Raw genomic sequence first — 12,143 nt, 5'->3', positions numbered from 1 at the left:
AAAGAAAGGCGACCTCAGGGTCGCCTTTTTTGTGTGTAGCTATTTCATCTTCAGGATGGTCAGACCGAGTTTCTGGCCGCCGTCATCCTGTGCTCGAATCCAGACCACTTCGGTCTCGGCCTCAAGGCCGCTGAGTGCGGCGTGATCGGAGTCGATGCGCACGCTCAAACGATCACCGACCGCGAACTGGCGCGGTGCTTCGATCTGCATGCCGGTGCTGGAGAGGTCGATGCACACCCCTGAAACTTCATCACCTTCATGAATCAACACGACATCGGCATCGACCCGCATGCGGATGAAATCGCGCTTTTCGCTGTAGTCCCGACTGGTTTGACTCATAGGTTCGTCCTTCCATTGGGTTACGGTTTGAGCTGTTCTTATAACTCTCGGTGATTTGACAAGTAAAGTCGTCAAGCGACCATCGGCGCATGCTTGAAACGCTCTGCGGATGGGAGTACCGTCTGCGCCTTAGAAGGGCACCTCTGGTGCAACCGCGTTTGCAGTCAATGCTCGAAAGCGGTGCAGCAGAGAGGCTAGAAAGCGAATCCAGTAGTCTGCGCAGGGCCAGATGCCCCGCCAACTACGCCAACCTAATTCTGGCGCCGTTTGCCCACATGCCAAAAACCAGTGCCACGCTGCTGATAATCGATGATGACGAAGTAGTGCGCGCGAGCCTCGCGGCCTATTTGGAAGACAGTGGTTTCAGCGTCCTGCAGGCCAGCAACGGCCAACAGGGTCTTCAGGTATTCGAGCAAGACACGCCCGACCTGGTCATCTGCGATCTGCGCATGCCGCAGATGGGCGGTCTCGAACTGATCCGTCAGGTCACCGAGCGATCGCCGCAAACGCCGGTGATCGTGGTGTCGGGTGCCGGCGTGATGAACGACGCGGTCGAGGCCCTGCGCCTGGGCGCGGCGGATTACCTGATCAAGCCTCTCGAAGATCTGGCTGTGCTCGAGCACTCTGTGCGCCGGGCCCTCGATCGTGCGCGCCTGCTGCTGGAAAACCAGCGCTATCGCGAGAAGCTGGAGAAGGCCAACCGCGAGCTCGAGGCCAGCCTGAACCTGCTCCAGGAAGACCAGAACGCCGGTCGCCAGGTGCAGATGAACATGCTGCCGGAAAGCCCGTGGAGCATCGACGAGTTCAAGTTCGCGCACCAGATCATCCCGTCGTTGTACCTGTCGGGTGATTTTGTCGACTATTTCCGTGTCGACGAGCGCCGGGTCGCGTTTTACCTGGCCGATGTATCCGGGCATGGCGCTTCTTCAGCCTTCGTCACCGTGCTGCTGAAGTTCATGACCACGCGCTTGCTGTTCGAATCCAAGCGCAACGGCACATTGCCGGAATTCAAACCTTCTGAAGTCCTCGGTCATATCAACCGGGGGCTGATCAGTTGTAAGCTGGGTAAACACGTCACAATGGTCGGTGGAGTCATCGACGAGGAGACCGGTTTGTTGACCTATAGCATCGGCGGCCATCTGCCGTTGCCTGTGTTGTACACGCCTGACAGTGTTCGTTATCTCGAAGGGCGTGGTCTGCCGGTGGGCCTCTTCAATGAAGCCACCTACGAAGACCACGTGCTTGAGCTGCCGCCGACATTCAGCCTGACGCTGATGTCGGATGGCATTCTGGATCTTTTGCCAGAACCTACGCTCAAAGAAAAAGAAGCCGCTTTGCCTCAACGGGTGAAGTCGGCGGGCGGCAGCCTGGATGGTCTGCGGCAAGTGTTTGGATTGGCCACGCTAGGGGAGATGCCGGATGATATCGCCCTGTTGGTGTTGAGCAGGAATCTTTAATGAGTACCGGTAGAATCCAGTTCGCCGAGCAGGACGGCACCTTCGTCCTGAAGTTCGTCGGTGAAGTTCGCCTGACCCTGTGTTCGGCGTTGGATGCGACTATTGAGAAAATCTTCACCGCGCTGAATTTCAACGCGATCGTGATCGATTTGACCGAAACCCGCAGCATCGACAGCACGACGTTGGGCCTGTTGGCCAAACTGTCGATCCTGTCGCGGCAGAAGGTCGGCCTGCTGCCGACCGTCGTCACCACCCACGAAGACATCACCCGTCTGCTGCAATCGATGGGTTTCGAGCAGGTGTTCAACATCGTCAACCACCCGGTGCCATGCCCGGAGTGCCTGGACGACCTGCCTGATCAGGACCAGTCGGAAGAAGTGGTGCGGATCAAGGTGCTTGAAGCGCACAAGATCCTCATGGGCCTGAACGATTCCAACCGGGAAGCGTTCCATGACCTGGTGAATGCCCTCGAGCGGCATTGATCTCATGACGTGATGTTGTCCCGGCCGGCCTCTTCGCGAGCAAGCTCGCTCCCACACTGGATCAGTGTCGATCACCAATCCCCTTGTGGGAGCGAGCTTGCTCGCGAAGGCGTCAGATCAGACGATACATTTTCCATGGCTGACTGAATGAAAAAGGGCGAACCTGTGAAGGTTCGCCCTTTTTGCATTTCACCCACTCAAATCACAGCTTGGCCTGCAACAGCGCCTCAAGCTTCTCCTGGTCGCGAGCAAACTGACGGATGCCCTCAGCCAGTTTCTCGGTAGCCATCGCGTCTTCGTTGGACAACCAGCGGAACTGCGCTTCATTGAGGCTCAGACGGGCTTCACCGGCGTTGCCCGGTGCCAGTTTGCGCTCCAGCTTGCCGGTATCGGCCGCCAGCTTGTCGATCAGGTCCGGGCTGATGGTCAGGCGGTCGCAGCCGGCCAGTTGCTCGATCTGATTGAGGTTGCGGAAGCTCGCGCCCATGACCACGGTCTTGTAGTCATTGGCCTTGTAGTAGTTGTAGATGCGGGTGACCGACTGCACGCCCGGATCATCAGCGCCGGTGTAGTCGTTACCGTTGGCCTTCTTGTACCAGTCGTAGATGCGGCCCACGAATGGCGAAATCAGGAACACGCCAGCGTCGGCGCAAGCGGCGGCCTGGGCGAAGGAGAACAGCAGGGTCAGGTTGGTCTGGATGCCTTCCTTCTCCAGCACTTCGGCGGCGCGGATGCCTTCCCAGGTCGAGGCGATCTTGATCAGTACGCGATCGCGGCCAATGCCGGCCTTGTCGTACAGCTCGATCAAGCGATGCGCGCGTTTGAGCACCGCATCCTTGTCGAACGACAGACGCGCATCCACTTCAGTGGAGATACGGCCCGGGATCACTTTGAGAATTTCCTGGCCGACCGCGACGCCGAAACGGTCGCTGGCCAGGCCGACATCGCCCTTGCAGTCGCTGACGCAAGCATTCAGCAGTTCGGCGTAGGCCGGAATGGCTGCCGCTTTGAGCAGCAGGGACGGGTTGGTGGTGGCGTCGACCGGTTTGACTCGGGCGATCGCTTCGAAGTCGCCGGTGTCGGCAACAACGGTGGTGAATTGTTTGAGTTGTTCCAGCTTGGAAGTCATGGGCGTGCTCTGTCCTATGGGTCTGATGACATTACCCGAGCGCTGACGGCCACTCAAGGGTAGGTGCGTGTATCGATGGCCCCTGCAGCAACAACCTGAAAACGATTGTTTGAAAGGCGGGGCGCGGTATCGATGAATACGATGCCAAAACAGCCAACAGGTTCAAAGCAACCGACCTGCGTACAGGCCGGTTGTGCATGCGCTACTGGGCGTTCAACAGGGCTTCGACGGACATACGCGCCGGTTTCGGCTGCCCGTCAGAGGTCAGTAGGCCGAAGTTCTTCTCGCGGTCGTTACTGCCCGAATCACTGTTCTTCCATTCATAAATGGACGTCAGCGGAATATTGAGCTTTTTAACATCGCCAATAAACGTGTTGATCTTGCTCGCTTGTCCTTCAGGCCCACCATTGGAGGCGAGCGCCGAGATGCCCCATTCACTGATGACTCCCGGCAGATGGAAGTTTTGCTGAATGAAGTTTTGCGCGTTGCTGATCTGCGTGGCGGTCATGCCGTAGGGGTGGTAGGACACGGCGCTCAGGCATTTGGGGTATTCGCTGACGATGCGGTGCAGCGCCACGGTTGCAGCCGAGCCTGCGCTAGGCGGGCGGGCGAAGCCGTAACCGATCACGGGTGTCGATGGAGGCTGCTCCTGCAGCGCCTTGCACAAGCCGCTCATGAACGGCACAAACGTGGTGTCGAAATTGCGCGTCGGCCAGTAGGTTTCCAGGTCCGGCTCATTCCATAACTCGATCGCCACCAGTTGCGCGCTGTACGACTGTTGCAGCCCCGTCACGGCTTTGGCGAAGCCTTCACCGGCAGTGCTCAGATCGGCGCTCGAGGTGGCGGGCAACGCCTTGATCGCGCGGACTGTCAGCAACACCGGCAGGCCCGCAGACTGGGCTGCGGCGAAGGCATCGCTGACCTGTTTCTGATAAGCCTTGGCTGTCAGGCTGTCGCTCCACACACCGAAGCGGACAAAACCGAAGCCTGCCGACTTGATCTGCGCGGCGTCGGCGGCCGTGAAGTTCTGGATCTTCACCTGCACGCCGATGTTCTTGGCTGGAAGGCTGGGAAACACTTCGCTAGCGTGAACCTGAGTCGTAGCCCCTGCCACCATCAATGCCAACGCGCCGAGTCTTTTGAGATGTGTTGGTTTCATGTCTGCTCTCCCGAAGAGAAGTGACAACTGCGAATAAATGATCTCGTTTCTCAATTTTCGAGTGAGGTGATGGCACTTAGTGCGCGAATGTTAGTTTTTGTCGGAAAACAATCACTCGAAAATCACAGTTATTTTTAGTCCGTTAATAGTGGTTGGGGGGCTTTTAAACGCTGTGGTACTTAATGCTTCGGTACTAACAGGGCGAATCTATTTCTGAGTGCAGGAAGATCTTGAGGGTTCATTCAGTGCGCTCGGGATGTTGGCCGTTTGACATTACACAGGAAAGTAAAACCTTGTTCAGAAAGATCCTTGTCGTTTGCGTGGGCAATATATGCCGTAGTCCGACGGCAGAGCTGATGCTGCGTAGCGCGCTCGCCCCCTCAGCGATCACCGTTTCCTCCGCAGGCCTGTCGGCGCGGGTGGGCGAGGGTGTAGAAGCGTCCGCCCGGCAAGTGCTCGAAGACCATGGCCATAACGCCGAAGGCTTCATGGCACGGCAACTGACCGCAGACATCGTCAATGAATCAGACCTGATTCTGGTCATGGAAAAACAGCATGTTAATCAAGTACTGAAGATTGCCTCTCACGCCAGAGGCAAAGTGTTTCTGCTCGGCAAGTGGCAGAGCGAGCGCGAAATACAGGACCCGTATCGTCAAGGCAAGGCCGCTTTTATTCATGCCCATGCATTGATTGAAGATGCTGTTAGTTCATGGGCGCAGCGCCTCGGGCATTGATGAATATTCTTCAGATCAGTGAATGGTAAGAACAGACTTATGCAGTTACCGTCAGTAATCGGCACCCGTGACAACGATCAAGACAGTATTGATCTGCTCGGCATATTTGGCAGCCTGATCGATCAGAAATGGTTGATCGGCGCGCTCACCGGCGCCTTCATGGTGACCGGTGTCGCGTACGCGGTTTTGGCCACGCCCGTATACCTGGCCAATGCGTTGGTGCAGGTCGAGCCGAAAAAGAACGACATGCTCGGTTTCTCCGACCTCAACAGCATGCTCGGTGGGCAATCGCCGTCGGTGACCGAAATCGGCATCATCAAATCCCGCGCGGTGATCGGCAAAACCGTCGACGACCTGCGGCTGGACATCGATGTCACCCCCAACACCTTCCCGATGATTGGCGGCTTTCTCGCCCGGCGTTATCGCGGCGAGACCGAAACCAGCGTTGCTGCGCCGCGTTTCGGTCTGAACAGTTATGCCTGGGGCGGTGAGCGCCTGGAGTTTGCCCGGCTCAATCTGCCCAAAGAGTTGTTGGGCAAGAAACTCACCCTGATCGCCGGCGAACAGAAGCACTTCCAGTTGCTCGATGACAACGACAATCTGCTGGTCGAAGGCGTCGCCAGCGAAGCGTTCGCGCAGGACGGCGTAGAAGGGCAGATCACTCAGTTGTTGGCCAATCCCGGTACGCGTTTCGAAGTGGTGCGCAATCCGCGAATCGTGACCATTCAGGGTTATCAGGACGCGCTGGATATCTCCGAGCAGGGCAAGGAATCGGGAATTATCAAACTGGCGCTGGCCAGCAGCGACGCCGCTGAAGCGGTGAAGATCCTCAACAAGATCGCCGCGCTGTACGTCGATCAGAACGTGCGCCGCACCTCGGCGGAAGCAGCGCAGAGTCTGGCTTTCCTGCAAAGCCAGTTGCCGCAGGTCAAGCGTGATCTGGCCAAGGCCAGCGATGCGTTGAACGCCTATCAGACCCACGGCAAGACCGTGAACATCTCGCTGGAAACCCAGTCGGTGCTCGGTCAGTCGGTAGCGCTGGAAACGCGGATCTCCGAGCTGAAAATGCAGCAGGCGGAGATGGATCGCAAGTTCACCAAACAGCACCCGGCCTATCGCGCGTTGATGAGCCAGATCGGCGAACTGACCCAGCAACAGAAATCGCTGGAAGGCAAAGTCGGCGATCTGCCCGCGACCCAACAAGAGCTGCTCAACCTGACCCGCGATGTCGAAGTGGCCTCGCAGATCTACACGCAGTTGCTGAACAAATCCCAAGAGCTGGACATCGTCCGCGCCGGTGCCGTGGGTAACGTGCGTCTGGTCGACGCAGCGGATGTCGACCTGACCAGTCCGGTCAAACCGAAAAAAGCTCTGATCGTGCTGATCGCCACCTTCCTCGGCGCTTTTGTCGGGGTGGCGCTGGTGCTGTTGCGCAAATCCCTGAGCCGTGGTCTGGAAGGCCCGGAAGCCATCGAGCAACTCGGTTTGCCGGTGTACGCGTCGATTCCGTACAGCGCCTTGCAGGATGAAGAAGACAACAAAAAAGGCCGCGCCCGCGACGGTGTCGACAAACCGGCGTACCTGCTGGCCCTGCGTAATCCCACGGATCTGTCGATTGAATCGATCCGCAGCCTGCGCACCTGCCTGCATTTCGCCGGGCTCGATTCGACCAACAACCGCATCATGATTTCCGGGCCGAGCCCACAGGTCGGCAAGACCTTCGTCTCGTCCAACCTCGCCGCGGTCATGGCGTTGAGCGGTCAGCGCGTGGTGCTGATCGATGCCGACATGCGCAAAGGTCACCTGCACAAAACCCTCAACACGCCGATCACCAACGGCTTGTCCGATCTGCTGGTCAAGCGCTGCAGCATCGATCAGGCAATCAACAAGGTCGAAATCGACAACCTGCACTTCATCAGCCGTGGCCAGGTGCCGCCGAATCCTTCCGAGCTGTTGATGCACGCCAACTTCCGCGAGCTGCTGGCGGAACTGAGCGAGCGCTACGACCTGGTGATCATCGATACGCCGCCGCTGCTGGCGGTGACCGATGCGGCCATCGTCGGCCGTGAAGCCGGGATCAGCCTGATCGTCACGCGTTTCGGGGTGAACCCGGCCAAAGAGATCGAACTGACCATTCGCCGCTTCGCGCAGAACGGCATCGAGTTGAAAGGCGCGGTGTTCAACGGCGTCGAGAAGCGTGCGGCCAGCTACTACGGCAATGGCGGTTACGGCTATTACAACTACGAATACGCGTCCGACAAATCCTGACTGTCAGCGACTGTTTTTTCCTGTTTGAAGTGGGTGATTTGTGAAGAAAATACTGCACGTGGCAGAGACGATCAAAGGTGGCGTCGCGACGGTGATCCGGACGATTTCGGCTTCGCCTGAAGGTGATGCGGCGAACTACGAGTTGGTGTACCTGGTCCCGGACGATCAGGCCAAAGAGTTGCACGGCATCGGCGCGCAGCAGATCCGCACCTTTCCCCGCACTGGACGCAATGTGCCGTCGTTGCTGCGTTTCGCCTGGCGTTTGACCCAGGTGATGCTCAAGGAAAAACCCGACGTGGTGCATTTGCACAGCACCTTTTCCGGCGTGATCGGGCGATGCGTATGTGTGCTGTTGCGACCGTGGCGCAAGCCGAAAATCGTCTACTGCCCGCACGCGTTTTCGTTCTTGATGGAAAGCTCGCCGACCAAGCAAAAAATCTATGCATGGATCGAGCGGGTACTGCAGAAAGTCACCGATGTGATCATTTGCGTCAGCCAGTATGAACTCGATAAAGCCGCGCGCTTCGGTATCGAGCGCAAGCGCATGAAGCTTATCTACAACGGCATTCACCACAAGGATGACGCGCCGAAAGCGGCGAGTCCCGAGCCGATTCATCTGCTCTTCGTCGGTCGCCTCGATTATCAGAAAGGCTTCGACGTGTTGCTCAAGGCCTTCGCCAACGTGCAGCGCAAAGACTTGAAGCTGACCGTGGTCGGCAGCGCGGTGAACGAGGACGCGGTGGAGTGCCCGCCGATGGACTCTGTTGAATACCTGCCATGGGTCACGCCGAGCGAAGTGCAGGCGCTGTACCAGAAAGCCGATGCGCTGATCGTGCCGAGTCGCTGGGAAGGTTTCGCCATGGTGCCGCTGGAAGGCATGGCCATGGGTTTGCCGGTAATCGCCAGCAACTGCACCTCGCTGCCGGAACTGGTCACCAATGAAGTCTCCGGTTATGTCTTCCCGTCCGGTGATCACCAGGCATTGGCCGACGTGCTGACGATTATCCAGAAACCACGCTTGCTCGACCTCGGCAACGAAGGACGGAGCATTGTCCGCGAGCGTTTCAGCGCCGCGTTGATGATTCGCCAGACCTACGACCTGTATCGCGCTCCCACTTTTTAAGTAGAACTCAAGCATATGAACGTAACGATTTTGCATGGCTACAGTGCGTCCAACTCCGGTGACGGCTTGCTCGTCGATCTGGCCATTGCCCTGGTGCAGCGCAACTTTGGCGAAGACACCGCGATCAGTGTCGTGGCTTCCGATCCGGATTCTTTCAGCTACTTGCCGCACCCGCGTTTCGACGCGCCGGTGATGGCGGCCAAGGGTTTTGGCCGGGTCAAGCAAGCGGTGTTTCTCAATCAGTCTTACGCCGGGCTGGCGGATCTGTTGAAGAAAACCGACCTGATCGTCGGCGTCGGCGGCGGTTACATGCGCTCGAAAAGTGCTTTCGAACATATCAAGTTGAAACTCGGCCACGCCAAGCAACTGGAAACCGCGATCCTCAGCAAAGTGCCGTCGGTGTACCTGCCGCAAAGCATCGGCCCGTTCCATGGCGAAAGCAGCAAGATCGTCGAGCATTACGCCAGCGCCGACGCGGTATTCGTCCGTGACAACCGCTCTTCGGCCATTTTCGATGCCTGCGCCAACGTCTACCGCGCGCCGGATCTGGCGGTGCAATCGCTGGCGAGCAAAATCCTCCAGCAAGCAAAATTCACCCGCTGTGCGTCATCGCCAGCCACGGTCTGCGTGGTACTGCGCAAGCCGCCGGAGTGGAGCAAGGAAAAGAAAGTCGCTTACGTCGCCAATCTGAAGTTGCTGCTGCAGCGCCTGAAGAACAAAAGCAAAGTGGTCTGCGCCGTACAGAGCGCGGTACGCGGCAACGATGACGGTGCGTTCTATCGCGAACTGGGCATTAGCGAAGACTTGCTGTCGTTGAAGGCGACGATTGCCAAGTATCAGCCGGACCTGGTGATTTCCGTACGCCTGCACGGCGCTATTGAATCGCTGCTTTCCGGCGTGCCGGCGTACCACATCAGCTACGAACGCAAAGGCTTCGGCGCCTATCAGGACATGGGCGTGGAAGACTGGGTGATCAACGGCGGCGACATCAATGTCGACACCATCATCGACACGGTTTACGCGCCGAATGCGTTGTCGAATTTCGGCAAGCGCCTGACCGATACCTGCCGTGAAATCGAGGCAAAAACCGTGGCCATGGACGAGATCATCAAAGGTGTCGTTCGATGATATTTCGGCTACTGCTTCGCGGCGGTGCATTGGGCGCGAAGTTTTTGCTGGTGTTGGCGATCACCCATTACCTCGGGTATGAAGCGCTGGGTTTTTACGGTGTGGTGGTCGCCGCTTCGTTGATCGCGTCGAAGTTCTACAGTGTCGGGTTCAGTTCCGAGATCAATCGCTTGATCAGTGTCGGCGGCAGTTCGCGCCGCGTGGTCGACAAGGTGCTGCTGCTGTACCTCGCCGTTGGCGTGATCTTGTCGGTGGTGACGGTGCTGATTTATTCGCTGTTCCAGCAAGTCGAAGCGAGCGCCGCGCTGATCCTTTGTGTGACGTTGGTGTTGCTCACTGAGCATCTGTCGTTCGAGATCAACTCGTTCGTGTTTTCCGCGCAGAAAGCCACGGCGGGCGCGCTGCTGTTTTTCATCAAGACCGGCCTGTGGGCGGTGTTGGCCGTGGGCGGGATGATGCTCGGTTGGGTCTCGGGAATCGCCAGTGTGTTGTGGTTGTGGGTCGCCGCCAACGTGCTGGTGATCATCGCCGGTTACCTGATCGTGGTGAACGTTCATCACGGCCGGGAAACCGGGACACTGGCCACTGCTACTGTATGGAAAGCGGGATTACCGTTTTACCTCGGCACCGGGTTGATCGCGTTGAGTCAATGCGCCGAGCGGTTTCTGATCGCCGACCTCGAACCGTACGCCAAACTGGGTCAATACGTGTACGCGTGGTCAGCAGCCAACACCTTGCAGGCGCTGTCGTATGCGGTAGTGGCGGTGATCGGGATTCCGTTGTTGGCCAAGCGTTTTCAAGCCGATCAGCAGGCGTTCACGGTCAAGCAGTTGTTCGTCAACAAGTGGGTCATGCGCTCGCTGGTGGTGTCGGCGGCGGTGGCGGTGGCGATCTATGTGTTTTTCAACGTGGTGCTCGATTACGTCGCCACCAGCGTGCCGCGTCCGGACAATGTGATCCTCGGCGTGCTGATTTTTTCCTTCGCTTTGCGCGCGATTGGCGACATCGTCTGGGGCGGTTTGATTGCCTCGAAAAACAGTCGCGTATCGCTCGCCAGCGCGGCGATCTGTCTGCTGGTTTCGGTGCCGGTCAGCTATGTGTTGATCAAGCACTATTCGATTTACGGCGCCGCTTGGGGCAATGTCTTCGCGATCATCGTGCAACTGCTGGTGATTGCCGTGCTGACCCGCGCAACGGCCGGGAAAAAGGCTGCGTTGTCATGGGCCTGAAACTGCCGTGCATCGAGTTTCGCGGCAAGCGACTCGATTCGTATGTCTCGTTCCTGATCCTCTTCACCGGGCTGTTTCTGTCGGTGGCGATGCCGCTGTTGATTCCACGTGATCCGGGGCCGGATGCGATGACGTTGTGGTCGTCCTACGCCCGCGCCGACAACTGCAATTTCTGGAACCCGTTCTCGCCGGATCGCTCGTCCTACGAGTGTTCGGCATTCCTGCTGCGGCCCACCGGGATCAACCTGACCAATGCCTGGGCCTACGGCATGTTCTGCAATTTTTTCCTCACGGCGATTCCGGTGGTGGTTTTTCGGCGCATGCCGTTGGCGATCTTCGGCACCCTGTGCCTGTGGGGCATCGTGCGCTCGTTCTTCCTTGAGAACCTGACCAAGGAAATCATTGTGTCGGTGGCGGTGTTGAGCATTTTGCTCAGCTCGCTGACGCGAAAATATCGCGGCGGATTTTTCCTCTCGGCAGTGATCTACGGCGTGCTGATTCGGCCCTACTGGATTCTGTTTTCGCTGTCGTGGGTTGGCGTCTGCGTGATGAAAAAGTACGTGTCGCGCACGACGTTCTTTCTGATGCTGTTCCTGTTTTATCTGGCGGTGGCGATGTCGATCCAGCTCGCCCTGGGCTTTCCGGTGTCGTCGATCCGCGCCAGTAACAACGAGTTGCGCACGGCGGGCGAGGAGGGCTCGAAATCGTTGATCGTGTCGTGGCTCAGCGGCAGCGACTTCGTTTCGCAGGCGCTGGACTCGATGATCATCTTCTTCCGCCTGTCGTTCCCGGTGGAGCTGATTCTGCTGTCGGGGCCGGGGCAGGTGATCTTCGTCGCGTTGATGATCATGACCGCGTTGCTGCTGTTCAAAGTCATCACCTCGACCGATTACAAAGGCGCGCCGATCCAGACCAAACCCAAGGAACTGATCGCGATTCCGCTGGCGTTTCTGCTGGTGCAAGGCCTGTTCGAGCCGGACTTCGGCTCCTTCGCCCGGCACTTCTCGATGGTGGTGCCGGTGTTGTTTGTCGGTCTGGGCTTGATGCTGCGGGCGAACAAACCGGTGCAGGTTGAATCACGAATTCTGAATTGAG

General features: G+C 58.0%; 11 protein-coding genes. 8 read left to right on the top strand and 3 right to left on the bottom strand.

Annotation, left to right across the window (positions count from 1 at the left end; genetic code table 11):
* Nucleotides 1-39: 39 nt before the first annotated feature.
* Nucleotides 40-339 carry a PilZ domain-containing protein gene (locus AB4N74_RS14350; protein WP_093433719.1) on the bottom strand — a complete coding sequence of 100 codons (300 nt, stop codon included), beginning with the start codon at nucleotides 337-339 and terminating at the stop codon, nucleotides 40-42.
* A gap of 275 nt (nucleotides 340-614) precedes the next feature.
* Here AB4N74_RS14350 and rssB point away from each other — a divergent pair, with 275 nt between their 5' ends.
* Both rssB and rssC read left to right on the top strand, forming a co-directional pair.
* Complete coding sequence (rssB, locus tag AB4N74_RS14345) at nucleotides 615-1,796, top strand: two-component system response regulator RssB (protein ID WP_016986724.1); 1,182 nt, start codon at nucleotides 615-617, stop codon at nucleotides 1,794-1,796.
* Entirely contained in the window at nucleotides 1,796-2,278 is a 483-nt protein-coding gene (rssC, locus tag AB4N74_RS14340; protein ID WP_003226553.1) for an anti-sigma factor antagonist RssC, read from the top strand. Before rssB ends, rssC begins: the two co-directional genes overlap by 1 nt.
* 202 nt (nucleotides 2,279-2,480) lie before the next feature.
* Here rssC and tal read toward each other — a convergent pair whose 3' ends face one another.
* Together tal and AB4N74_RS14330 are read right to left on the bottom strand one after the other, a co-directional pair.
* The gene (tal, locus tag AB4N74_RS14335; protein WP_016986723.1) at nucleotides 2,481-3,407 is read right to left on the bottom strand and encodes a transaldolase; all 927 of its coding nucleotides are present in this window, start codon (nucleotides 3,405-3,407) and stop codon (nucleotides 2,481-2,483) included.
* Nucleotides 3,408-3,609: 202 nt separating this feature from the next.
* Nucleotides 3,610-4,566 (bottom strand): cellulase family glycosylhydrolase, encoded by a 957-nt coding sequence (locus AB4N74_RS14330; protein WP_460100933.1) that lies wholly within the window; start codon nucleotides 4,564-4,566, stop codon nucleotides 3,610-3,612.
* 293 nt (nucleotides 4,567-4,859) lie between these two features.
* On the opposite strand from AB4N74_RS14330, the gene AB4N74_RS14325 reads away from it, so the two are divergent.
* From AB4N74_RS14325 to AB4N74_RS14300, 6 genes are read left to right on the top strand one after another with little or no spacing between them, the layout of a single operon-like run.
* Nucleotides 4,860-5,300, top strand: a complete 441-nt coding sequence (locus AB4N74_RS14325) for a low molecular weight protein-tyrosine-phosphatase (protein WP_116256595.1) — start codon at nucleotides 4,860-4,862, stop codon at nucleotides 5,298-5,300.
* Between the two features lie 39 nt (nucleotides 5,301-5,339).
* Nucleotides 5,340-7,568, top strand: a complete 2,229-nt coding sequence (locus AB4N74_RS14320; RefSeq protein ID WP_093433728.1) for a polysaccharide biosynthesis tyrosine autokinase — start codon at nucleotides 5,340-5,342, stop codon at nucleotides 7,566-7,568.
* 40 nt (nucleotides 7,569-7,608) lie between these two features.
* Nucleotides 7,609-8,691, top strand: coding sequence for a glycosyltransferase family 4 protein (locus tag AB4N74_RS14315; protein ID WP_093433731.1), 1,083 nt, complete (start codon nucleotides 7,609-7,611; stop codon nucleotides 8,689-8,691).
* Nucleotides 8,692-8,706: 15 nt separating this feature from the next.
* The gene (locus AB4N74_RS14310) at nucleotides 8,707-9,819 is read left to right on the top strand and encodes a polysaccharide pyruvyl transferase family protein (protein WP_414926296.1); all 1,113 of its coding nucleotides are present in this window, start codon (nucleotides 8,707-8,709) and stop codon (nucleotides 9,817-9,819) included.
* Nucleotides 9,816-11,048 (top strand): MATE family efflux transporter, encoded by a 1,233-nt coding sequence (locus tag AB4N74_RS14305; RefSeq protein WP_460100929.1) that lies wholly within the window; start codon nucleotides 9,816-9,818, stop codon nucleotides 11,046-11,048. The genes AB4N74_RS14310 and AB4N74_RS14305 overlap by 4 nt, the downstream gene beginning before the upstream one ends.
* The gene (locus tag AB4N74_RS14300; RefSeq protein WP_016986717.1) at nucleotides 11,039-12,142 is read left to right on the top strand and encodes a hypothetical protein; all 1,104 of its coding nucleotides are present in this window, start codon (nucleotides 11,039-11,041) and stop codon (nucleotides 12,140-12,142) included. Before AB4N74_RS14305 ends, AB4N74_RS14300 begins: the two co-directional genes overlap by 10 nt.
* Nucleotide 12,143: the final 1 nt, after the last annotated feature.

Source organism: Pseudomonas sp. H3_C08 (genome assembly GCF_054669455.1).
Note: the sequence above shows the minus strand (reverse complement) of the source record. Positions and strands in the feature narration are given on the sequence as shown.

Bases quoted from the DNA above. Each gene is read 5' to 3' on its own strand.
- AB4N74_RS14350 (WP_093433719.1), bottom strand. From the start codon at position 339: ATGAGTCAAACCAGTCGGGACTACAGCGAAAAGCGCGATTTCATCCGC.
- rssB (WP_016986724.1), top strand. From the start codon at position 615: ATGCCAAAAACCAGTGCCACGCTGCTGATAATCGATGATGACGAAGTA.
- rssC (WP_003226553.1), top strand. From the start codon at position 1,796: ATGAGTACCGGTAGAATCCAGTTCGCCGAGCAGGACGGCACCTTCGTC.
- tal (WP_016986723.1), bottom strand. From the start codon at position 3,407: ATGACTTCCAAGCTGGAACAACTCAAACAATTCACCACCGTTGTTGCC.
- AB4N74_RS14330 (WP_460100933.1), bottom strand. From the start codon at position 4,566: ATGAAACCAACACATCTCAAAAGACTCGGCGCGTTGGCATTGATGGTG.
- AB4N74_RS14320 (WP_093433728.1), top strand. From the start codon at position 5,340: ATGCAGTTACCGTCAGTAATCGGCACCCGTGACAACGATCAAGACAGT.
- AB4N74_RS14310 (WP_414926296.1), top strand. From the start codon at position 8,707: ATGAACGTAACGATTTTGCATGGCTACAGTGCGTCCAACTCCGGTGAC.
- AB4N74_RS14305 (WP_460100929.1), top strand. From the start codon at position 9,816: ATGATATTTCGGCTACTGCTTCGCGGCGGTGCATTGGGCGCGAAGTTT.
- AB4N74_RS14300 (WP_016986717.1), top strand. From the start codon at position 11,039: ATGGGCCTGAAACTGCCGTGCATCGAGTTTCGCGGCAAGCGACTCGAT.